The organism is Cupriavidus phytorum, assembly GCF_003254285.1.
Taxonomy (GTDB): Bacteria; Pseudomonadota; Gammaproteobacteria; order Burkholderiales; family Burkholderiaceae; genus Cupriavidus; species Cupriavidus phytorum.
On record NZ_QKZN01000009.1, the window covers coordinates 232,149 to 253,277 of the forward strand.

Annotated in this window: 18 protein-coding genes; 8 read left to right on the top strand and 10 right to left on the bottom strand. The window is 69.2% G+C overall.

The features are described 5' to 3' along the window. Positions 1–81: 81 nt before the first annotated feature. On the top strand, positions 82–429 hold the full coding sequence (locus C7416_RS22075) for a hypothetical protein (protein ID WP_062804046.1): 348 nt from the start codon (positions 82–84) through the stop codon (positions 427–429). A 71-nt stretch (positions 430–500) separates the two neighbouring features. Next, on the top strand, positions 501–920 hold the full coding sequence (locus C7416_RS22080; RefSeq protein WP_111520901.1) for an organic hydroperoxide resistance protein: 420 nt from the start codon (positions 501–503) through the stop codon (positions 918–920). 89 nt (positions 921–1,009) lie between these two features. Here C7416_RS22080 and C7416_RS22085 read toward each other — a convergent pair whose 3' ends face one another. Then, on the bottom strand, positions 1,010–1,720 hold the full coding sequence (locus tag C7416_RS22085; RefSeq protein ID WP_111520902.1) for an SDR family NAD(P)-dependent oxidoreductase: 711 nt from the start codon (positions 1,718–1,720) through the stop codon (positions 1,010–1,012). A gap of 230 nt (positions 1,721–1,950) precedes the next feature. Between C7416_RS22085 and C7416_RS22090 the strand changes: the two genes are divergently transcribed. Continuing rightward, a complete protein-coding gene (locus C7416_RS22090) occupies positions 1,951–2,862 on the top strand; it encodes a LysR family transcriptional regulator (protein ID WP_111520903.1) in 912 nt (303 codons plus the stop codon). Positions 2,863–2,871: 9 nt separating this feature from the next. Here C7416_RS22090 and C7416_RS22095 read toward each other — a convergent pair whose 3' ends face one another. The 3 genes from C7416_RS22095 to C7416_RS22105 all read right to left on the bottom strand — a co-directional run bounded on the left by C7416_RS22095 (position 2,872) and on the right by C7416_RS22105 (position 5,567). Then, the gene (locus tag C7416_RS22095) at positions 2,872–3,336 is read right to left on the bottom strand and encodes a RidA family protein (RefSeq protein WP_111520904.1); all 465 of its coding nucleotides are present in this window, start codon (positions 3,334–3,336) and stop codon (positions 2,872–2,874) included. A gap of 144 nt (positions 3,337–3,480) precedes the next feature. Then, positions 3,481–4,230 (bottom strand): creatininase family protein, encoded by a 750-nt coding sequence (locus C7416_RS22100; protein WP_111520905.1) that lies wholly within the window; start codon positions 4,228–4,230, stop codon positions 3,481–3,483. A 50-nt stretch (positions 4,231–4,280) separates the two neighbouring features. After that, entirely contained in the window at positions 4,281–5,567 is a 1,287-nt protein-coding gene (locus C7416_RS22105) for an MFS transporter (RefSeq protein WP_111520906.1), read from the bottom strand. 235 nt (positions 5,568–5,802) lie between these two features. Between C7416_RS22105 and C7416_RS22110 the strand changes: the two genes are divergently transcribed. After that, positions 5,803–6,720, top strand: a complete 918-nt coding sequence (locus tag C7416_RS22110; RefSeq protein ID WP_111520907.1) for a LysR family transcriptional regulator — start codon at positions 5,803–5,805, stop codon at positions 6,718–6,720. 181 nt (positions 6,721–6,901) lie between these two features. Here C7416_RS22110 and C7416_RS22115 read toward each other — a convergent pair whose 3' ends face one another. Continuing rightward, positions 6,902–7,600 carry a hydrolase gene (locus C7416_RS22115; protein WP_111520908.1) on the bottom strand — a complete coding sequence of 233 codons (699 nt, stop codon included), beginning with the start codon at positions 7,598–7,600 and terminating at the stop codon, positions 6,902–6,904. Positions 7,601–7,938: 338 nt separating this feature from the next. Here C7416_RS22115 and C7416_RS22120 point away from each other — a divergent pair, with 338 nt between their 5' ends. From C7416_RS22120 to C7416_RS22130, 3 genes are read left to right on the top strand one after another with little or no spacing between them, the layout of a single operon-like run. Then, the gene (locus C7416_RS22120; protein WP_240988238.1) at positions 7,939–8,235 is read left to right on the top strand and encodes a DUF3649 domain-containing protein; all 297 of its coding nucleotides are present in this window, start codon (positions 7,939–7,941) and stop codon (positions 8,233–8,235) included. Continuing rightward, positions 8,235–9,875 (top strand): PepSY-associated TM helix domain-containing protein, encoded by a 1,641-nt coding sequence (locus tag C7416_RS22125; protein WP_111520909.1) that lies wholly within the window; start codon positions 8,235–8,237, stop codon positions 9,873–9,875. Before C7416_RS22120 ends, C7416_RS22125 begins: the two co-directional genes overlap by 1 nt. After that, the gene (locus tag C7416_RS22130) at positions 9,872–10,216 is read left to right on the top strand and encodes a DUF3325 domain-containing protein (protein WP_111520910.1); all 345 of its coding nucleotides are present in this window, start codon (positions 9,872–9,874) and stop codon (positions 10,214–10,216) included. Before C7416_RS22125 ends, C7416_RS22130 begins: the two co-directional genes overlap by 4 nt. A gap of 33 nt (positions 10,217–10,249) precedes the next feature. Here C7416_RS22130 and C7416_RS22135 read toward each other — a convergent pair whose 3' ends face one another. The 4 genes from C7416_RS22135 to fusA form a co-directional block, all read right to left on the bottom strand. After that, positions 10,250–14,638: a response regulator gene (locus tag C7416_RS22135; protein ID WP_404851327.1), complete on the bottom strand. Its 4,389-nt coding sequence runs from the start codon at positions 14,636–14,638 to the stop codon at positions 10,250–10,252. A gap of 268 nt (positions 14,639–14,906) precedes the next feature. Further along, positions 14,907–15,332: a PRC-barrel domain-containing protein gene (locus C7416_RS22140; protein ID WP_062804057.1), complete on the bottom strand. Its 426-nt coding sequence runs from the start codon at positions 15,330–15,332 to the stop codon at positions 14,907–14,909. A 183-nt stretch (positions 15,333–15,515) separates the two neighbouring features. After that, positions 15,516–16,673 carry a porin gene (locus C7416_RS22145; RefSeq protein WP_111520911.1) on the bottom strand — a complete coding sequence of 386 codons (1,158 nt, stop codon included), beginning with the start codon at positions 16,671–16,673 and terminating at the stop codon, positions 15,516–15,518. A 530-nt stretch (positions 16,674–17,203) separates the two neighbouring features. After that, complete coding sequence (gene fusA / locus C7416_RS22150; protein ID WP_111520912.1) at positions 17,204–19,312, bottom strand: elongation factor G; 2,109 nt, start codon at positions 19,310–19,312, stop codon at positions 17,204–17,206. A gap of 306 nt (positions 19,313–19,618) precedes the next feature. Here fusA and C7416_RS22155 point away from each other — a divergent pair, with 306 nt between their 5' ends. Then, the gene (locus C7416_RS22155) at positions 19,619–20,248 is read left to right on the top strand and encodes a response regulator transcription factor (protein ID WP_026164172.1); all 630 of its coding nucleotides are present in this window, start codon (positions 19,619–19,621) and stop codon (positions 20,246–20,248) included. A 72-nt stretch (positions 20,249–20,320) separates the two neighbouring features. Here C7416_RS22155 and C7416_RS22160 read toward each other — a convergent pair whose 3' ends face one another. Next, complete coding sequence (locus C7416_RS22160; RefSeq protein WP_111520913.1) at positions 20,321–21,088, bottom strand: FadR/GntR family transcriptional regulator; 768 nt, start codon at positions 21,086–21,088, stop codon at positions 20,321–20,323. Positions 21,089–21,129: the final 41 nt, after the last annotated feature.

Genomic DNA, 21,129 nt, shown 5'->3' on the forward strand with positions numbered 1-21,129 from the left:
GTTCCGTGGCCGCGGCGTCGGATACCCCGAAAGCGAAAGCCGGCCCGCTCAACCCTCAACGTGAACTTAAGGAAACCGATCATGACCACCCAAATCGCCCGCCGCTTTGTCCTCGCCGTCGCCCTCGCTGCCGCCGCTGCCGGCGCCAACGCCGCCAGCTTCTCCGCCGGCGCACGCGACCCGTTCACCGACGGTGCCCGCAGCGCGGTGGATGCCCGCGACCCGTACAGCGAGGGCGCGCGCTCGGTCCAGGAGCCGCGCAGCCCGTACAGCGACGGCGCCCGCAGCGTCGATCCGTTCAGCGATGGTGCGCGCAACGTCGATCCCTACACCGACGGCGCCCGCACCGTGGCCGGGCTCGACCGCAGCGGCGTGTCGGCGGACCCGGCGCGCAGCGTCGATCCGTACCTCGACGGCGCCTACGCCTGAGCCGTGCCGGCCGGCACGCCGGCCTGCTTCATCTCCACCAACACCACCAACACCACCAACAGGAACCAGACATGACCCGTATCGAAAAAGTGCTGTACACCGGCAAGGTCCACATCACCGCGGGCGGCCGCGATGGCGAGGCGCGCAGCGACGACGGCCGCCTCAACCTGCAGCTGTCACGACCAGGATCGCCCGGCGCCGGCACCAACCCTGAGCAATTGCTGGCGGCGGGCTGGTCGGCATGCTTCATCGGCGCGATCGGGCTGGCCGCCGGCAAGCGGCAGGTCAAGCTGCCGTCGGACCTGTCGGTCGATGCCGAGATCGACCTGGGCATGGCCGGCGACGCCTACCTGCTGCAGGCCCGGCTCAATGTCAGCATTCCCGGCATCGAGCGCGAGCTGGCGCAGGCACTGGTCGATACCGCGCACCAGACCTGCCCGTACTCCAAGGCGCTGCGCGGCAACATCCACGTCGAGACCCGGCTGGTCTGAAACAAGGGGCTGCCTCATCGCCAGGCAGCCCCCATCCTGCATGTCATGACCGCGGCAGCCCTGGGCTGCCGCGGTCGCTTGCCGCGTGGTCAGTGGCCGGCGCTCTGCCCGCCGTCGACGTGCAGGATCTCGCCGGTCACGAAGGGCGCCGCGTCCAGGTACAGCACGGCGTCGACGATATCGCGCATCTCGCCCATATGGCCCATCGGGTGCAACGCGCCCAGGGCCGCGTGGGTGTCGGGCGCATGCATCGGCGACTTGATGATGCCGGGCGAGACGGCATTGGCGCGGATGCCGGTGCGGGCGTACTCGATCGCCAGCGAGCGGGTGGCAGCATTGAGGCCGCCCTTGGTCAGCGATGCCAGCACCGATGGCACGCCGCTGAGGGCATGGTCGACCAGGCTGGTGGTGATGCTGACCACGTGGCCGCTGCGTTGTTTCTCCATCTCGGCGATGGCCAGCTGCGTGATATGGAAAAAGCCCGCCAGGTTGATGCCGGTGACCGCTGCGTAGTCCGCGTCGGTATAGCTGGTGAACGGCTTGGCGACGAAGATGCCGGCGTTGTTGACGAGCGTATCGATCCGGCCGAACCTGGTCACGCCCTCGGCGATGACGCGGCGCGCGGTGGCCGGCTCGGCCAGGTCTCCGGCGACGGCCAGCAGGTCCTGGTCGTCGGACGGCCGGATGCTGCGCGCCGTGGCGACGACGCGATCGCCGCGTTCGCGGAAGGCCTTGACCAGTTCCGCGCCGATGCCCTGCGATGCGCCTGTGATGACGACGACTTTCTGTGCTGCACTCATGTTTTCACCTCGATGTAGGTTGGTCCGGCTAGCGTGCCGGTCGGGCCCGCGGCGCCGATGGGTTCCAATCTAGAGGCTCGGGCCGGGCTTTCGAAGGCACCGGCCGGACAAACAGTTATGCGCGGCGCGTACTAATGCACGGGCGCGTCAGTCGACTTCGGCGGGGCGCGAACCTATGATGGCGACTGCCCCGGATACCGGGCGAGGTCCGTTACCAGCAGGGGAAAGCCATGAAGCGCCAATTCGATGACCTCCAGCTCGGCAGCATCGAACTGTTTTGCCTGGCCGCGGAACTGGGCAGCTTTACCGCGGCCGCGGTCGCCGCCGGCGTGACGCCGCCCGCGGTCAGCCGAACCGTGCAGCGATTGGAGGAGAGGTTGGGCGTGCGGCTGTTCGTGCGCACCACGCGGCAGATCCGCCTGACCGACGAAGGCCGCCTGTACTTCGAGCAGAGCCGCGCCGCGCTGGCGCAGCTGGTCGATGCCGAACGGCAGATCGGCGGCCAGCACGCGACGCCGGCCGGGCGGCTGCGCATCAGCCTGCCGACGCCGTATGCCCACTATCGCGTGTTGCCGGTGCTGCCGGCATTCCGGGCCCGGTACCCGGAGGTCCAGATCGATGTGCACATCAGCAACCGCAATGTGGATTTCGCCGATGACACCTATGACCTGTGCGTGCGCGGACGCGCGCCGGACGACTCCAACCTGATCGCGCGCAAGCTCGAGGATGCCGAACTGGTAGTGGTGGCGACGCCCGCCTACCTGCGGCAAGCCGGCACGCCGCAATCGCCGGAGGATCTGCTGCGGCATGAATGCATCCAGTTCGAGCGCCCCAGCAGCGGACGCAGGATTCCCTGGACACTTCGGGTCGATGGCACGGAAACCGATATCGTCACCACCGGCTCGTACACGGCGTCGGAGGACATCCTTGGCGGTGCCACGCTGGTGCGCGCCGGCGCCGGCCTGTTCCAGACCTATCGCTTCGTGGTGGAACAGGACCTGCGCGATGGCACGCTGGTGGAGGTGCTGCGCGACTACGGCGGCAGCGCGCGCCCGTTCGTGCTGCTATACCCGTCCGCGCGCCATGTCACGCGCCGGGTCCGGGTGTTCGTCGACTTCCTGCTCGAGAAGTTCTCGGCTTAGCAGTTCCGCTCATGCCGGCCGGACCTGCGCGATGACCACCAGGATCACTGCCGCGTTGCCCGGCTGCTGGAAGTGCGAAGAGATCGTGCGCGCGTGGCCAGCCTTGTCGCCCAGCACGTCGCGGAACAGCTCCGACGCCGCGTCGAGCACCGCCGGCTGTGCGAACCAGCCGGGCGCGCTGGCGATGTGGCCGTCGACCCGCACGATGTGGTCGAGCCGCGCAAAGCCGCCCAGGTGCGCGTCGATCTGCGCCAACACGTTGAGCGCGGCCAGTTCGGCGGCACGCCTGCCTTCGTCGACGCTCAGGTCCTTGCCGACCTGGCCCTGCCAGATCACCTTGCCGTCCTGCAGCGGCAACTGCCCGGAAATGAACAGCAGGTCCCCGGCCTGGCTGACCGCGGTATAACTGCCCAAGGGTTGAGGCGGTTGCGGCAGCGCCAGGCCGCGCGCCTCGAGTCGTTGCTGGACAGACATGGTGGCTCCTTATCCAAAGGTGTCGTGGCTCACACGGCAGACTCTATGGGCTCGCCGGCAGGCGATAAAGCCATCGACCGGAACAGCAATTGATACATGGCGTAATCAGTCCCGGCCGCGGCAGCCATACACGTCGTGGAGACATCACTCTGGCATCGGTTCGCGGCTGAACGCGTCCAGTTCCTGCACCAGGCTCTGCGCCGCCAGCCGTACCAGCGCAGCGCCTTTCTCGGCCGTTGCCAGTCCGGGGTCCGAGCCGATGCGGCCGTCCGGATAGCGCGCGCGGAAGTCCAGCGCCTCGCGTATCGGGCCGCTGGGCGCGATCCGTGGCGCATAGTCGGCATGCTTGCGCGCATCCGGAAAGGCCCACTGGGTGATCGCGATTTCGGAAGGCGTGGCGTGCGAGCCATGGCCGGTCGGGAACTGGTCGCGCGCCAGCTCGCCCACGCCAGGCAAGTCCCACCAGTTGCACAGCTTCAGCGCAAAGCCAGCGCGGCGCCTGGCGAAGCTGGCTTCGGCGTAGAGCTCGGAGAAGGCCGCATCGATCGAGGCAACGTTGCCGCCATGGCCGTTCAGGAACAGCAGCTTCTCGAAGCCATGCCCCGCCAGCGAGCGTACCCAGTCGCCGATCGCGGCGATGAAGGTCGACGGACGCAGCGAAATCGTCCCGGCGAATGCCAGGTGATGCTGCGCCATGCCGATATTGAAGCTCGGCGCCACCAGGATATCGGCCTGCTTTTCCGCCTCGCCGGCAATGATTTGCGGGCACAGCCAGTCGGTGCCGAGCAGACCGGTCGGGCCATGTTGTTCGTTCGAGCCGATGGGGATCACGATGGTACGGCTGCGGGCCAGGTATTGCTCGATCTCCGCCCAGGTTGAAAGATGAAGTTGCACGGGAGCTCCTTGGTGGGTGATGGTCGGGGTCACGGCGGCGCGACGCCGCATCAGCGGCGCGCGGGCAGCTTGTTGCACAGGATGATGACGGCCGCCAGCAGCGGCAGCGCGGCCATCATCAGCATGCCGAGATGGAGGTTGCCGGTCGCGGTCTTGGTCCAGCCGATGGTGGCCGGTCCCCAGAAGCCGCCCGACAGGCCGATGGTGTTGATCAGCGCAATGCCGCCCGCCGCCGCCGGGCCCTGGATATATTCGGCCGGCATGGCCCAGAACACGGTGTACGCCATCCACAGTCCCATGGTGGCGAGCGTCAGCAGCACCAGCGTCGCCACCAGGTTGCCGTCGGCCAGCACCGAGGCCGCCAGCAGCATGGCTGCCGCCAGTGCCGGCAGCGCGCAGTGCAGGCGCCGCTCGCCCGAGCGGTCGGACTTGCGGCCCATGTAGTACATGCCGAACGCGGCCGCCACGTAGGGGATGGCCGCGTACCAGCCGAGCCGCACGGTATCGTCCACGCCCTGCGCCTTGATCATGGTCGGCAGCCAGAAGCTGATGGCGTAGATCGCCGCGATGATGCAGAAGTAGGCCAGCGCCAGCACATAGACGCGCGGGTCGCGGGCCACGGCGCCAAAGCCGTGCTTGTGCGCGGCGACCGGGCCGAGTTCGGCTTCCAGCAGGCGCCGTTCGGCATCGCTGAGCCAGCTCGCCTGCGCCGGGCGATCCGGCACCAGCGACAGCGCCAGCAGGCCGAGCAGCACGCACGGCAGGCCTTCGACCAGGAACATCCATTGCCAGCCCGCCAGTCCGCCATGGCCCGCCAGCGCGGTCATCAGCCACGCCGACACCGGCCCGCCGACGATGCCGCCGATCGGTCCCGCCAGGAACACGATGGCGATGGCGCGCGCCATGCGTTGCGGCCCGTACCAGCACGACAGGTAATAGATCATGCCGGGCGCGAAGCCGGCCTCGAACACGCCGAGCAGGAAGCGCAACGCGTAGAACGTCGGCACGTCCCGCACGAACACCATGCAGGCCGAGGTCAGCCCCCACAGCACCAGGATCCGGCTGAAGGTCTTGCGCGCCCCGACCCGCGGCAGCATCAGGTTGCTCGGCAGTTCGAACAGCACATAGCCTACGAAGAAAATCCCGGCGCCCACGCCGTAGGCCGCGTCGGAAAAGCCCAGGTCGCTTTGCATCTGCAGCTTGGCAAAGCCGACATTGACCCGGTCCAGGTAGGCGAACAGGTAGCAGACCAGCAGGAAGGGCAACAGGCGCCAGTTGATCCGGCTGTAAAGGCTGGAAGCGCCTTCCATGGCGCCCGTGGTAGGGATGGCTAGCATGCTCGCTGTCTCCGGTGTGGTTGCGGCCCGATGGGCTCGGTGGGGCTTGGTCGTGTCCCTCGTGTGCTGAATCGTGGCAGCCGCGGGCGGGCTGGCAAACAGCAACTCGGGACACACTTCGTTCTGTTCCGGGCAACGCACCGGTCGAGGTGGCCCACGCTGCCCGTGGCAAGCAGGGCGAGGCGCGTTCGGGTATCGTTACCGCTGCGGAAAAACGGCGGAACAGGCGTTCGACATGCGAGAGATCAATCAGCAGCGGCTGCGATACTTCCGTGAAGTGCTGGCGCACGGCACCATCCGCGGCGCGGCGGACAGCCTGAACACCTCGCCCTCGGTGATCACGCGGCAGATCCGGTTGCTGGAGGAAGAACTCGGCGCGCTGCTGTTCGAGCGCGAGCCACGCGGGTTGCGGCCCACCGCCGCGGCGGCGCACCTGCTGGAATTCTGGCGCGGCTACCGCTCGCACCAGGAGCAGCTGGAAGACCAGCTGCACGCGCTGCAGGGCTTGCAGCAAGGCGAGGTCAGGCTGGTCCTGAGCGAGGGCTACGTCGACCTGCTCGTCAACGAAGTGCTGGCACGGTTCTGTGCGCGTTATCCGCGCCTGGATATCCGCATGGACATCCTTGCGGTCGATGGCGTGCTGGAGGAAGTGGCGGAAAGTCGCGCGCATATCGGGCTGGCCTACAATCCGCCGCCGCACCCGCGCATCGAATACCGCGCGAGCGCGGCGCAGCCGGTGGTGCTGCTGGTCAGGCCCGACCACCCGCTGGCGCTGCGCGGCGGCGCGGCCAGCGTCGCCGACCTGCAGGCCTATCCGCTGGCCATGATGCCGGCGTCGTTTGGCGTCGGCCATGCCTTGCGCATGGTCGAGTTCGCCGAAAACGTCTCGATCCGCGCGACGCTGGTCAGCAACTCGCTGACCGCGCTGAAGCAGTTCGTCGCCTACGACCAGTACATGACGCTGATCGGGGAATTCGCCGCGTACCGCGAGATCGCGGCGGGCACGCTGGCGGTGGTGCCGCTGGACCATCCCTTGTTCCTGGGCACGCAGGCCCGGCTGCTGGTGAAGGCCGGGCGGCCCCTGCCCGCGGCAGCGCTGGAACTGCTCGACCATATCGGCCGGCATATGTCGATGTTCGCGCAGCGGCGCTAGGCGGGCCGCGGGCTCTTGCCGGCAGCGTAGCGCCGCTCAGGCCAGCGTCTGCGCGACGATGGCCGCGGCGGCAAGGCTCGAGGTGCCGATGGCCAGCCAGCATCCGAGCAGCAGCGCGCCATGGGCGAGGCTTCGGCTTGGGTTCATGGTGTGGTCTCCTGTCAGATGCTGGCTGTGTGGATCAGCGCTCGATCACCGGTGCGTGGACCGGGGCGATCGATGCGTGCGGCGTGGCGGTGCGTTGCGCCACCTTGTGCACCATGGTGTAGGCGTAGTCGATGCCCATGCCGTAGGCGCCCGAGTGTTCCTTGGCGATGCCGGTGACGGCGTCATAGGTGTCGCGGTTCTTCCAGTCGCGCTGCCACTCCAGCAGGACCTGCTGCCACGTCACCGGCACCACGCCGGCCTGGATCATGCGCTGCATGGCGTAGTCGTGCGCTTCCTTGCTGGTGCCGCCCGAGGCGTCGGCAACCATGTAGATCTCGTAGTCGCCTTCCAGCATCGCGCTCAGCGCGAAGGTGGTGTTGCAGACTTCGGTCCACAGCCCCGCTACCACCACCTTCTTGCGGCTGGCGGCCTGCAGCGCGTCGCGCACCTTCTGGTCGTCCCACGAGTTCATCGAGGTGCGCTCGAGGGTCTGCTTGCCGGGAAACACATCCAGCAGTTCGGGGTAGGTGTAGCCGGAGAACGAATCGCTCTCGACGGTGGTGATGGTGGTCGGCACGTCGAACACCCTGGCTGCCTTGGCCAGGCCGATCACGTTGTTCTTCATGGTCTGGCGGTCCATCGACTGAACCCCGAAGGCCATCTGCGGCTGGTGGTCGATGATGATCAGCTGGCTGTTGCGCGGGGTGAGGACTTCGAGCTTGGCGTTCGACATGATGTTCTCCTAAAAAATTCAAAATTGTTGATTGTCTGTAGCGGCGCTGTTTGTTGTGTTGCGCTGCCATGTGCAGAACTATAGCGAACGCCACGACGCTTTCTCCCGACGTACATTGTCAGTCTTATTCAAAAAAATTGATAAAAGGATCGCGCGCTAATGTGTGGCCGGCCAGGATTGCCTTGAGGTTGGAAATGCGAATTGTTATCATTTGTGGCCATTCCCTGCCCGCATCGCGCCATGCCTGCCGCCCCTGCTCCCGCTTCCCATCCTTGTTGTCTCAGCCACGCCAATAGCGCTGGCAATGCCGCCGCACGCGCGGCGCTGCGGGTGCCGGCGTGAGCAAGGCGCTGCAGGCGGGCGGGTGGCGCTATCGCGCCGGCGTGGGCGCGCGTGCGCTGGCGGCTATTGCCGGCGGCTATGCGCTGGCCGCGCTGGCCACCGCGGTGCTGGCGCTCTATCTGCCGATGGCGCGGCACGATGCCGTGACCACGGCAACGCTGCTGTCGTTCGCCATCTATGCCGGCGCGGCGGTCTGGGTGTTCGCGGTGCGCAGCGCCTGGCGCGCGTGGGTGGGCCTGGCGCTGCCGGCCGCGCTGCTGTCAGCCATGCTGGCGCTCGGGCGGGGGGCGTGATGCGCGCCGGATTCAGGCAGTCGATGGCATGGCTCCACACCTGGAGCGGCCTGCTGGTGTGCTGGGTGTTGTTCCTGATGTTCTGCGGCGGCACCGCCAGCTACTACAAGGAAGAGATTTCGCTGTGGATGCGGCCGGAGCTGCATCGCACCGCGCCCGCGGATGCCGCGCAGGTTCCGGCCGCGCAGATGGCACAAAACGCGTTGCGCTATCTGGAGCAGCAGGCGCCCGATGCCGCGCGCTGGATCATCACGCTGCCCGATGCGCGGCGCGACGCGGTCAATGTGCTGTGGACCTACAAGCCGGGGCAGGCGCCGCGCGATGCCGACGGCAAGCCGCGCCGCTTCGACACGCGCCTGCTCGATCCGGCCACCGGTGCGCCGCTGCAGGCCGCGCGCGAGACCCGCGGCGGCGAGTTCCTCTACCGGCTCCACTTCGACCTGCATTACATGCCGGCCAAGTGGGCGCGCTGGATCGCCGGCTTCTGCGCCATGTTCATGCTGGTGGCGATCGTCAGCGGCGTGATCACCCATCGCCGCATCTTTGCCGACTTCTTTACCTTCCGGCGCGGCAAGGGCCAGCGTTCCTGGCTCGACGCGCACAACGCGCTGGCGGTGCTGCCGCTGCCGTTCCACCTGATGATTACCTACACCGGGCTGGTCACGCTGCTGTTTATGTACATGCCGTGGGGTGTCGAGGCGGCATACGGCGGCGACCTGCGCGCGTTCCAGGCGCAGACCAGGCTGCGCCCGCTGCCGCCCAAGGCCGCGGGCACGGCCGCACCGCTGGCGAGCGTGCCGGAGATGATGGCGCAGGCCGGGCGCGCGTGGCAGGGCGGGCAGGTGCGCCGCATCGTGGTGAACCTGCCGGGCGATGCCAACGCGACCGTGACCCTTTCCCGCGCCGAGCCCGCTACGCTGTCGCACGATCCGCTCGCGCTGGAATTCGCGGGTGCCAGCGGCGCCCGGCTGGGCGCGTATGCCGAAGACAAGTCCGCCGCAGAACTGACGCGCAGCGTCATGACCGGCCTGCATATCGCCAGCTTTGCGCCCCCCGGCCTGCGCGCGCTGTTCTTCCTGTGCGGGCTGGCGGGCTCCGCCATGGTCGCCACCGGCGCGATCCTGTGGGCGGTGCGCACGCGCCAGCAGCAGGCCAAGGCGATTGCGGCGCGGGGCCGGCCGGGGTTCGGGCTGCGCCTGGTCGAGGCGCTCAATATCGGCGCCATCGCCGGCCTGCCGGTGGCCTTTGCCAGCTATTTCTGGGCCAACCGGCTGTTGCCGGTGGCGATGGCGCAGCGGCCCGAGGCCGAGATCCGCTGGTTCTTCATCGCCTGGGCCGCGTGCGCGCTGCTGGCGCTGTGCCGGCCCACGCGCGGCACGTGGTGCGCGCAGTTGTGGGCGGGCGCGGCGTTGTTCGGCGCCATCCCGCTGCTCAATGCGCTGACCACCGGCTCGCACCTGGGCGTGACGCTGCTGCAGGGGCGTGGTCCGGCCGCCGTGGCCGGCTTCGACCTGGTGTCGCTGGCGCTCGGCCTGGGGCTTGGCGCTGCGGCCTGGTTTGCGGGTCGACGCCAAGCCGTGGGCGCACGCGTGGCATCGCGCCGGCGCAACGTCGCCGCCGCCACGCGGGAGGCCGCATGAACGCGCTGGCTGCATTCGCGCTGTCGCTGGCCGGGTTTGCCGCGCTGGCGCTGTCGCTCGAGCGCCACCATGCCGATATCCATGGCCGCGGCAGCATGCCGTCGCGCGGCGCGGTGGCGTGTTTGCGCCTGGCCGGCGCGGCGGCACTGGCACTGGCGTGGGGACTCCATATCGCCGCGCAGGGCGGGCCGATGGGCACGGTGTCGTGGGTGGGCACGCTGACCGCCAGTGCCATCGCGGTGGCGCTGGGCCTGTCTTACGCGCCGCGCACGGTGCAGCGCCTGCTGCCCGGCGTGGCGCTGATCGGGCTGGCCGGTGCTGCCTGGCTGTTTGCCGGCTGAGCGGCGGCGCCGAGCGCTGGCCCCACGGCGCGCTCAGCTTGCCGGTTTCCGACCCCCGAGCGCTTCGGCCTGGCGCGCGGCATCGCCTTGGATCTCGCCCCGGATCTCGCCAGCGACTTCGCGCAGGACCTCGGGCAGGGCCTGCGGCGGATACGGCTTGCGCAGCACCGCCACCGCCCCCAGCGCGGCGCGCTGTGCCGGCGTCAGCTCCAGCGCGTAGCCGGTTGCAAACACCACCCTCAGCCCCGGATGGCGCGCGCGTGCCGCCAGCGCCAGGTCCACGCCGGAATCCCCGGCCAGTGCGACGTCGGTCAGCAGCACGTCGACCGCGTTGCCGGCCAAGACGGCGAGCGCCGCGCTTTCGCTGTCCGCTTCCAGCGCGTGCACGCCATAGGCGCGCAGCACTTCGGCGGTGCCGGCGCGTACCAGCGCGTCGTCGTCGACGCACAGCACGCGCAGCGGCGCGGCGTCCGGCGCGTGGGCTACCGGCGCCGGGTGCTGGCTTACCGCGGTCGTCGCGGTCGTCGCGGTCGTCGCGGTCGTCGCGGCGCGCTGGCTGCGATTCGCCAGCACGTGGCGCACCTTGCGCGCCAGCGCCTCATGCGTGTAGGGCTTGCTGAGCAATTCGATGTCGGCATCGAGGCGCCCGTCGTGCACGATGGCGCTGTCGGCATAGCCCGAGGTAAACAGCACACCGACGTCCGGCAGCCGCTCGCGCAGCTTGCGCGCCAGTTCCGTGCTGCGCAGCGGCCCGGGCATCACCACGTCGCTGAACAGCAGGTCCACCGGCACGCCGCGCTCGACGATGGCCAGCGCGCTGTGCGCGTCGCGCGCGCGCAGCACGTGGTAGCCCAGGCTGGCAAGCATCTCGACCACCGTGGCGCGCACGTTCTCGTCGTCTTCCACCACCAGCACGGTCTCGCTGCCGCCGCGCGCCGGGCCTGCGTCCAATTCGATATCCGGGTCTTCGTCCTGAAGCACCCGCGGCAGGAACAGCGTGACCGTGGTTATCCGCCAGTCCGACGGACACGTGAAGATCTCCAGCCAGCCCGGGCGCGGCACCAAGCCATACACCATGCTCAGGCCCAGGCCGGTGCCCTGGCCTTCCGGCTTGGTGGTGAAGAAGGGCTCGAACACGCGTTCCTGCACCTCGGGCGGCATGCCCACGCCGGTGTCGGTGACCGACAGCAGCACATACTGCATCGACGCGGCCGCGGCTTCGTCGGTGGCTTCGCCCGGCCGCGCGTTGCGCGCCGCAATGGTCAGGCGCCCGTGCCCCTGCATGGCGTCGCGCGCGTTGATCGCCAGGTTCAGCAGCGCATTCTCGACCTGGAAGGGATCGACCAGCGTGTTCCACAGCTCGGGCGCGACCACCGTTTCGATCTCGATGCCGTCGCCCAGCGCCCGGCGCAGCATGTCGTCGAGCGTGCGCACCAGCCGGCCCAGGTTGACCACCCGGGGCGCCAGCGGCTGGCGCCGCCCGAACGCCAGCAGCTGCGACGCCAGCTTGGCACCGCGCGCGACGCCGGCCAGCGCGTTGCGCAGGCGCGGCCCGGTGCGGTCATCGCCGGCGAGGTCGCGCGCCAGCAACTGCAGATTGCCGCCGATTACCTGCAGCAGGTTGTTGAAGTCATGCGCGACGCCGCCGGTCAGGTTGCCGATCGCCTCCATCTTCTGCGCCGTGCGCAGGGCCTCGTCGGCGTGGCGCAGTGCGGCCTGCGCTTCGCGGTCGCCGGTGACATCGCGGCCGACGCCATGGATATGGCCGTTGGCCGGATCGACCGACAGTGTCCAGGCCAGCCAGCGCAGCGCGCCGTCGGCGCGCTGCAGCCGGCATTCGAAGCGCACCGGCACGCCATCGTGGCGCAGGGCGTCCAGCTGCGCACTCGCGCCGGCCAGGTCGTCGGGGTAGATAAACGATAGATACGCGCGTCCCAGCACCTGCTGCGGCGCGTGGCCGAGCGTGCGCGTCCACGCCGGACTGACCCGCTGCAGGCAGCCATCGAAGCGCGCCACGATCAGCAGGTCTTCGCTCAGCTCCCACAGCCGGTCATGGTCGGCCACGGCCTGCGCGACGCGGCGTTCCAGCGAGGCGTTGAGTTCCTGCAGGCGGCGCTCGGTGGCCCGGCGCAGCTCGGAGAGGCGCAGATTGCTGGCCACGCGCGCCAGCAATTCCCGCGCGGAAAAGGGCTTGACCAGGTAATCGTCGGCGCCGCTGCCCAAGCCGCTGACGCGTGCCTCCTCGCCGGCGCGGGCGGACAGCAGCAGCACCGGCGTGTCGCTCAGCGCGGCATCGGCGCGCAGCGCGCGCACCAGGCCAAAGCCGTCCAGGCGCGGCATCATCACGTCCGACACCACCAGCGCCGGCGCGTGCGTGCGCGCGAGCGCCAGCGCCCCCTCGCCGTCGGCGGCGACGGCGACGCGATGGCCGGCGGCGCCCAGCAGGCGGCGCATGTAGTCGCGCAGGTCGTCGTTGTCGTCCACCACCAGCACCAAGGCGCCGGCATGCGCCGCATCGCTGGCTTCGGCGTCGGCCGCGGCTTGCGCGGAAGGCCAGGGGAGCTCGTCCGCTGCCACGCTCGTTGCCGGCGGTATCTGTGCCTGCGGCCAGCGCAGCGCGGTCTCGACATAGGCGCGCGCCTGCACGCTGCTGGCCGGCGGCGCGGCGTCGGCCGCCGTAGCCACCTCAGTGGCCGCATCCATGACCAGGTCGGCGCCGGCCGGCAGGCGCACGGTAAAACAGGTGCCCGCGCCGGGCGTGCTCTGCACGTCGATGGTGCCGCCATGCAGCCGCACCAGTTCCTGCACCAGCGCCAGCCCGATGCCGCTGCCTTCGATGGTGCGGCCCTGGGCGCCTTCGACACGATGGAAGCGTTCGAAGATGCGCGGCAGTTCCGCCGCGGGGATGCCGATGCCGGTGTCGCGCACGGTCAGCGCCACGGCGTCGTCGCCCTGCGGCGCGACCGCCACGGTGATGGTGCCGGCGAAGGTGAACTTGAAGGCGTTGGAGACCAGGTTCAGCACGATGGTCTCCCACATGTCGCGGTCCACCGCCACGGCGCGCGCCAGCGGCGGGCACAGCGGCGGGCAATCGACCCGCAGCGTGATGCCGGCCGCTTCCACGCTGGCGCGGAACAGCGAGGCCAGGTCCGCCGTCAGCGCGGCCACGTCGGTGGGCTGACGCCGCATCGTCACGCGGCCGGACTCGATCCGCGAAAAATCCAGCAGCGCATTGACCAGCTTGAGCAGGCGCAGACCGTTGCGATGCGTCATCTCCAGCATGGCGCGGTCCTCGCCGGGGCCGGCGCGGCGCACCAGTTCCTCCAGCGGGCCCAGCATCAGCGTCAGCGGCGTGCGGAATTCATGGCTGATGTTGGAGAAGAACGCGGTCTTGGCGCGGTCGATCTCGGCCAGCGCCTCGGCGCGCTTGCGCTCGGCCTCATAGGCCAGCGCGGAGTGCATGGCGGCGCCGATCTGCCCCGCCGCCAGCGTCAGGAAGCTGCGGTAGCGCTCGTCGAACAGGCGGAACGGGTTCAGGCCCACCACCAGCACGCCGCGGTGCGACGCGCTGCCCGATGGCGCCACCTCGATCACCGCCGCGCGCGACGGCGGCACGCCCCAGGCGCCGCCCGGCAGAGGCACGGCGAAGCGCTCCGCCAGGCCGTCGAGCAGCACCGGCTGCTGCTGCGCCAGCACTTCGGCCACGGGCCACGGCCAGTGCGCGTCCAGCGCGATTTGCGCCGGTGCGCCCGGGTGGCCGCTATCGACGCCAATGCCGATGGCGCCGGCGCGCTGCAGCGTGCGCGCGCCGGGCTCGGCGATGTAGAGCAGCGCGAATACGATGTCGCGCGGGTCCGACGACAGCGCCGCCATGGCGCGCTCGCACGCATCGCGCCACGCGCGCGCCTCGGTGGCCGTCGCCGCCACGTCGCGCAGCACGTTCAGCTGGCGCTCGGCCAGCACGCGTTCGGTGTCGTCGCTGTTGGCGCAGATGATGCCGCCGGTGCCGCCGTGGTCGTCCGGCACCGGACTGTAGGAGAAGGTGTAGTAGGTCTCCTCCGGGTAGCCGTTGCGCTCCATGACCAGCAGCTTCTGCTCGACGAAGGTGCCTTCGCTGCCGGTCATCGCGGTGGCCAGCAGCGGGGCGATCTCGGGCCAGATCTCGCGCCAGACCACCGAGGTGGGCTGTCCCAGCGCGCCGGGGTGCTTGCCGCCGATGATCGATTTGTAGGCGTCGTTGTAGAAGAAGTGCAGCGCGTCGCCCCAGCCGATCCAGATCGGCTGGCGCGAGGTCAGCATGATGCGGATCGCGGTCTTGAGGCTGTGCGGCCAGGCTTGCGGCGGGCCGAGCGGGGTGGAGTCCCAGTCGAAGCCGCGCATCAGCGCGCCCATCTCGCCGCCGCCGGCGAGAAAGCCGGGCATGTCGCCGGGCGGGAAGGGCGCTGTGCTGGCGCCGGCCGTTGCGGTGTCGGCCGGGGGCGGCGGAGATGGCAGGGGCGTCATGCTGGCGCGGGTGTCCTCATGGTGGTCTCTCGGGCACGCCGGCCCCGGCGTCCGGCCCGTGCGTCTTGGCAGACTGTGCCTAGCCTTGCCGTGCAATGCAAGCGGGCCGCGAGGCGCCTGTCGCGGCGCACTCGCGGCCCTGGTTCGCAGCCGTGCTGCGATCGGCTTACTGCGGGCTACTGCGGACTTACAGCGGCGGAGAGACCCAGTACGGGTCGCGCCCGTAGTATTCGTGCAGCGACTTGCCCCACTGCGGATCGGCCATGCTCGGCCAGCTGTCCTTGTTGAAGCCCGGCGCGGACTTGATCCGGTCCGCCGTCACGGCGATCCGGAAGCACTTTTCGTCGGTATCCATGACCAGCGCGTTCCACGGGATGGCGTGCAGCGTGTCGCCCATGCCGAGGAAGCCGCCGGTGGTCAGCACCGCATAGGCAATGCGGCCGTGCGGCACGTCCAGCATGATCTCGGAGATCTTGCCGACATGTTCGCCGTCGGACGAATACGCCTTGGTGCCATCCAGGCTGGAAGCCGCCATCACTTCCGGGCCCGGGCCTTCGCCCACGCCGGAACCGACGATGGCTGCGCCTTGACTGCTGGGAGGTTGGGTTTGCATGCTGTGCTCCTTGTCGCGAGACGGTGGAATGCATGGCGTGCGCAATGACCATGCCTGCGCCGCTTTGGCGCGGTTTCCACGTGGATCGACGCGCCGCGGCGCCCGCTGGCGTCCCCGGCGGAAGGTAATTCTTTCGCGTGGCTTGCAAAAACAACGCATCCGCACGGGGATTCGGCAGTCGCTTCAGAAGTGGTGCCGCATGCCAAGCATCACGCCCACGCGCGTGCTGCGCGCCACGTCGGTGGCGGGCGTGCCGGCCCAGTACTCGGTCTCGCGGCCGACCGCGCCGCCGCGCGCGCGCACCACGTCGGCTTCCAGGTACAGGCTGGTGCGCCGGGACAGGGCGTAGTCGGCCACCACCGCGACGCTGTCGGCATTGCCGCTGCCCATGGCCACCGGCACCTGCAGGAACTGCGTGGTCACGTGGCCGCGCTGCCAGTAGCGGTAATAGGCGCCGGAAAGATGCAGCGCGGGCGTGAGCTGATAGCCCAGCCCGGCGAAGGCGATGTTGAAGCGCGCGCCGCCGGTGTCATGGTGCCGCGCCGATTCTCGCGTCGATTCTGGCGTCGACTCTGGCGTCGATTCGCGCCGGCCCATGTGGCCCACGTAGAAGGTGGCCTTGCCGGCTGCGTACGAGCCGCCCACGGCGTAGTTGCGTACCGTGCCGCCGCCGTCGGCGCTGCGGCGCTGGTCATAGGCCGCGCCCAGCGCCAGCGCGCCCTGCTGCAGCATCAGCCCGCCGCCCAGCGTTGCGCCGCGCGCCAGGCTGCCGGCTTGCCCGCCGGCGCCGTAGTCCAGTTGCAGCGTCAGCGGTCCGGCGCTCTTCTTGTAGACCACGCTGTGGTCGATGCGATAGTCCTGGAAGAAGATGTCGCCGCCCAGGTAGATCGGATCGGACCAGAAGTTGCCCCAGCCCTGGTCCAGCGGATTGAAGGCCCAGCCGATATTGTTCAGCGCGTTGTACTGGCGCCCGAAGGTCAGGCTGCCCCAGTCGCCAGACAGGCCGGCATAGGCCTGGCGCCCGAACAGTGCCTGGTAGCTGGCGCGGCCGTCGTCGCTGCCGATGCCGGCCTCGAGCTGGAAGATGGCGTGCTGGCCGCCGCCCAGGTCTTCGTCGCCCTTCAGGCCGAAGCGGCTGCCGACCATGCCGCCGGAGACCAGCGCCGCCTGGTCGTGGTGATGGCCATCGAGGTTCGAGGTATAGCGCACGGCCGTGCTGACGATGCCATATACGGTGACGCCCGGCGCCGCATGGGCGCGCCCCGCGGCGAGGGCGATGGCAAGGGCAGCGACGGGCAACAGCCCGGCCGCCGGCAGCCAGTGGCTGGCTGTCTTCTTCATGGAGGGTCCTCCGGAGGGCCGGATCCGGTCGGCGCGGTGGCGTGCCGCAGCGGATCCGTCAGGCCGATGGCCTGCGGGTTCCAGTCCCGCGCGGGGGCACGCGGGTCGTCATCGGGCCTGGCGCAACGGATGCGCGGCCCGGGCGAGGGTCGAAGCGGGCGACGATGCCTGGAGGGGCGGCGAATGCCGGCAGTATTGCCGGGCAAGCCTTGGGCAGCGCCGGTTGCCGGCGCCACGGGAGCGGCCCGAAGGCCATTGAGCGGGTTCGCCGGCGCCCGCTTCGGCAAGCGTTTTTCGGCATTGGCCGATCGGGCTTGGAAGGCGCATGCCGGGTCGATCCCGGCGCGGCGAACAGGGCGCTAGTTTACCCGCACTGGGTCAGCGCCCTTGAAAAGTGCTTCGTCCAGCGCTGGTTGCGGGCCGGCAACAGGCCGCTGGTGTGCTTTCTCTCGCGCATGCGGAAGAGGCTTGGGGAGGAGGCCGGCGCGTCAGCGAAGTCGGTCGCGACACACCGGCCGGGGCGGACCGCCTCAGCCCACCCGCTTCGCCGAGATCACCGCTTCCGCCACATTGGCCGGCGCTTCGGCGTAGTGCTTGAACTCCATGGTGAAGGTCGCGCGACCCTGCGTCAGCGAGCGCAGCGTGGTGGAGTAGCCGAACATGGTCGCCAGCGGCACTTCGGCGCGCACGATCTTGCCACCGCCGCCGGCGATGTCTTCCATGCCGTGCACCATGCCGCGGCGCGACGACAGGTCGCCCATCACGTTGCCGGTGAACTCTTCGGGCGTTTCCACCTCGACCGCCATCATCGGCTCCAGCAGCGTTGGCCGGGCGCGGCGCATGCCTTCCTTGAACGCCATCGAGCCGGCCATGCGGAACGCGTTTTCGTTCGAATCGACGTCGTGGTACGAGCCGAACACCAGCGTGGCCTTGATGTCGACCACCGGGTAGCCGGCCAGAACGCCCGACTGCATGGTCTCGCGGATGCCCTTGTCCACCGCGGGGATGAACTCGCGCGGCACCACGCCGCCCTTGATCGCGTCGACGAACTCGTAGCCCCCGCCGTGCGGCATCGGCTCGAGGTTGAGCACCACGTGGCCATACTGGCCGCGCCCGCCCGACTGCTTGATGAACTTGCCCTCGACGTCCCGCGCCGGCTGGCGGATGGTCTCGCGATACGCCACCTGCGGCTTGCCGACCGAGGCCTCGACGCCGAACTCGCGCCGCATGCGGTCGACCAGGATTTCCAGGTGCAGCTCGCCCATGCCGGAGATGATGGTCTGCCCGGACTCTTCGTCCGTGGTCACGCGGAACGACGGGTCTTCCTGCGCCAGCCGGTTCAGCGCGATACCCATCTTTTCCTGGTCGGCCTTGGTTTTCGGTTCCACCGCCTGCGAGATCACCGGCTCGGGGAAACTCATGCGCTCCAGGATGATGACCTTGTTAGGGTCGCACAGCGTGTCGCCGGTGGTGGCCTCCTTCAGGCCCACCGCCGCGGCGATGTCGCCGGCGCGCACTTCCTTGATCTCGTGGCGCACGTTGGCGTGCATCTGCAGGATGCGGCCCAGGCGCTCGCGCTTGCCCTTGAGCGGGTTGTAGACGCTGTCGCCGGAGTTGACCACGCCGGAGTACACGCGGAAGAAGATCAGCTGGCCGACAAAGGGATCGGTCATGATCTTGAACGCCAGCGCGGCGAACGGCTCGTCGTCGCTGGGGTGGCGCTCGGCCTCGCGGTCGTCCTCGGTGTGGCCCAGGATGGCCGGCACGTCGGCGGGCGACGGCAGGTAGTCGATCACCGCGTCGAGCATGCTCTGCACGCCCTTGTTCTTGAAGGCGCTGCCGCACAGCATCGGCACGATCTCGTTGGCGATGGTGCGCTTGCGCAGGCCCTGCTTGATCTGCGCCTCGCTCAGCGGCTCGCCCGACAGGTACTGGTTCAGCAGCGCCTCGTCGGCCTCGGCGGCGGCCTCGACCATCTTGTCGCGCCATTCCTGCGCGGTGGCGAGCAGGTCGGCCGGAATCTCCTGGTACTCGAAGCGCACGCCCTGGCTGGCGTCATCCCAGACGATGGCCTTCATCTTGACCAGGTCGACCACGCCCTGGAAGTGGTCCTCGGCGCCAAGCGGAATCTGGATCGGCACGGCGCGGCCGCGCAGGCGCTCGGCGATCTGCGCCTGCACGCGGAAGAAGTCGGCGCCGATGCGGTCCATCTTGTTGACGAACGCGATGCGCGGCACCGCGTACTTGTTGGCCTGGCGCCAGACGGTTTCGGATTGCGGCTGCACGCCGCCGACGGCGTCGTAGACCATGCAGGCGCCGTCCAGCACGCGCATGGAGCGCTCGACTTCGATGGTGAAGTCGACGTGCCCCGGCGTATCGATGATGTTGATGCGGTGCTCGGGATAATTGCCGGCCATGCCTTTCCAGAAGGCGGTGGTGGCGGCCGAGGTGATGGTGATGCCGCGCTCCTGCTCCTGCTCCATCCAGTCCATGGTGGCCGCGCCATCGTGCACTTCGCCCAGCTTGTGGTTGACGCCCGTGTAGAACAGGATGCGCTCGGTCGTCGTGGTCTTGCCGGCGTCGATATGCGCGCTGATGCCGATATTGCGGTAGCGCTCGATGGGGGTCTTGCGGGGCACAGTGTTCTCCATGGATGAAACACGCCCGAATAGAGTAGCACCACTGGCCGCTCCCCGTTGCCGCTTCCCGTTATCCCTCTCGCGGGCAGGGACACGCGTTTCCAGGCGGACCGCGGACGGTCGCGCGCGTCTGAGGCCGGCCTAGGATTTCCGCTGCAACCGAAGCGGATTCCTCCCATCCTGTGCGCGCCTGCGGCTCCCTATACTGGCGTGGCATCGCACACCGGCGTGCGCCATTCCTGCCAGCCCGTTCCAGCATCGGGATGTTGCCTCCGCCGATGCCTGCCTAGAACCTGGACCCCGCGCATGACAACCATCCTGATCGTTGACGACCATCCGGCGATGCGGCTGGTGCTTCGGCACCATCTGTCGCAACTGCTCGGCGTCGACGAGGTGATCGAGGCGGACAACGGCCAATGCGCCATCGAAATGGTGCGCGCACGCATGCCGGACCTGGTGCTGCTCGACCTCGACATCCCGCGCTCGAGCGGGCTCGACGTGGCGCCGCGCCTGCGCGCGATCCATCCGCAGGTGCGCATCCTGGTGGTGACGGCGCTGGACCCGGCCGTGTTCGTCAGCCGTTCATGGCAGGCGGGCGCGCAGGGCTTCGTCAGCAAGACCCAGGACATCAAGGAGATCCTGCGCGCGGTCGAGGCGGTGCTGGCCGGCTATACCGTGTTCCCGGTGCTCGGCCGCGGCGGCGCGCCGCGCCAGTCGATGTCGGCCGACGACGAGATGCTGCGGCGGCTGTCCGACAAGGAACTGGTGGTGCTGCAGATGCTGGCGCGCGGCATGTCGTACAAGGCCATCAGCGAGAGCCTCTTTATCAGCAACAAGACCGTCAGCAGCTACAAGGCCCGCATCATGAACAAGCTGCAGGTGTCGTCGCTGGTCGAACTGGTCGACTTCGCGCGCCGCTGCCGGCTGACGCCCTAGCGCGGCGCTGGCGTCAATTCATTAGACATCGTATGACTTGTTGGCGCATGCCTGCTGCATGCGCGTTCCGTCTCAGCTTTGCGAGCCGGCGGAACCCGACGCCTTGCGCAGGCGCTCGCGGCTGTTGGTCAGGTGCATGCGCATGGCGGCCTTGGCGGCGTCGGGGTCGCGGCGCTCGATCGCGTCGTAGATGTTCTCGTGCTCGATGCTGACCCGCTCCAGGTACTGCACGCGCTCGGGGGTGTCGACCTGTAGCCGGCTGCGCGGGATCACCATGGTGCCCAGGTGGCCCATGATGTCGGTGAAATAGCGGTTGCCGGTGGCGCGCGCGATGGCCAGGTGGAAGGCGAAGTCGCTTTCCACCGCGTCATTGCCCTCGCCGGCGCCATGCTTGAGTTCGTCCAGCGCCTGGCGCATCGCCGCCAGTTGCGCCTCGGTGCGGCGTGCAGCCGCCAGGCCGGCCGCCTCGGCTTCGACGCTGACGCGGAATTCCAGCATCGCCATCACGTCCATGGCCGTGCCCAGCGCCTCCGGCCCGATCCGGAACGGCGACGGCGCCTCGGCCGCACGTTCCAGCACGAAGGTGCCGATGCCGTGGCGGGTCTCCACCAGGCCGCTGGCCTGCAGCCGCGACAGCGCTTCGCGCACCACGGTGCGGCTCACGCCCATGGTGGCCATGATCTCGGATTCGGTAGGTAGCTTGTCGCCAGGCTTGAGCTGGCCCTGACGTATCTCTTCGCCGAGGGCTTGTACGACTTCCTCGGCAAGCGTGCGGCCGCGGCGGCGCAACGGGGTGGGGGCGGAACTCGGGGTCGGCGCGAGAGGCTGGGCGTTCGGCATGGCAGCTACGTACGAATACAGGGATACGGCCGGGATACGGG

Bases quoted from the DNA above. Each gene is read 5' to 3' on its own strand.
- C7416_RS22075 (WP_062804046.1), top strand. From the start codon at position 82: ATGACCACCCAAATCGCCCGCCGCTTTGTCCTCGCCGTCGCCCTCGCT.
- C7416_RS22095 (WP_111520904.1), bottom strand. From the start codon at position 3,336: ATGTCTGTCCAGCAACGACTCGAGGCGCGCGGCCTGGCGCTGCCGCAA.
- C7416_RS22110 (WP_111520907.1), top strand. From the start codon at position 5,803: ATGCGAGAGATCAATCAGCAGCGGCTGCGATACTTCCGTGAAGTGCTG.
- C7416_RS22085 (WP_111520902.1), bottom strand. From the start codon at position 1,720: ATGAGTGCAGCACAGAAAGTCGTCGTCATCACAGGCGCATCGCAGGGC.
- C7416_RS22155 (WP_026164172.1), top strand. From the start codon at position 19,619: ATGACAACCATCCTGATCGTTGACGACCATCCGGCGATGCGGCTGGTG.
- C7416_RS22080 (WP_111520901.1), top strand. From the start codon at position 501: ATGACCCGTATCGAAAAAGTGCTGTACACCGGCAAGGTCCACATCACC.
- C7416_RS22160 (WP_111520913.1), bottom strand. From the start codon at position 21,088: ATGCCGAACGCCCAGCCTCTCGCGCCGACCCCGAGTTCCGCCCCCACC.
- C7416_RS22125 (WP_111520909.1), top strand. From the start codon at position 8,235: ATGCGCGCCGGATTCAGGCAGTCGATGGCATGGCTCCACACCTGGAGC.
- C7416_RS22105 (WP_111520906.1), bottom strand. From the start codon at position 5,567: ATGCTAGCCATCCCTACCACGGGCGCCATGGAAGGCGCTTCCAGCCTT.
- C7416_RS22145 (WP_111520911.1), bottom strand. From the start codon at position 16,673: ATGAAGAAGACAGCCAGCCACTGGCTGCCGGCGGCCGGGCTGTTGCCC.
- C7416_RS22130 (WP_111520910.1), top strand. From the start codon at position 9,872: ATGAACGCGCTGGCTGCATTCGCGCTGTCGCTGGCCGGGTTTGCCGCG.
- C7416_RS22090 (WP_111520903.1), top strand. From the start codon at position 1,951: ATGAAGCGCCAATTCGATGACCTCCAGCTCGGCAGCATCGAACTGTTT.
- C7416_RS22140 (WP_062804057.1), bottom strand. From the start codon at position 15,332: ATGCAAACCCAACCTCCCAGCAGTCAAGGCGCAGCCATCGTCGGTTCC.
- C7416_RS22115 (WP_111520908.1), bottom strand. From the start codon at position 7,600: ATGTCGAACGCCAAGCTCGAAGTCCTCACCCCGCGCAACAGCCAGCTG.
- C7416_RS22135 (WP_404851327.1), bottom strand. From the start codon at position 14,638: ATGCCCGGCTTTCTCGCCGGCGGCGGCGAGATGGGCGCGCTGATGCGC.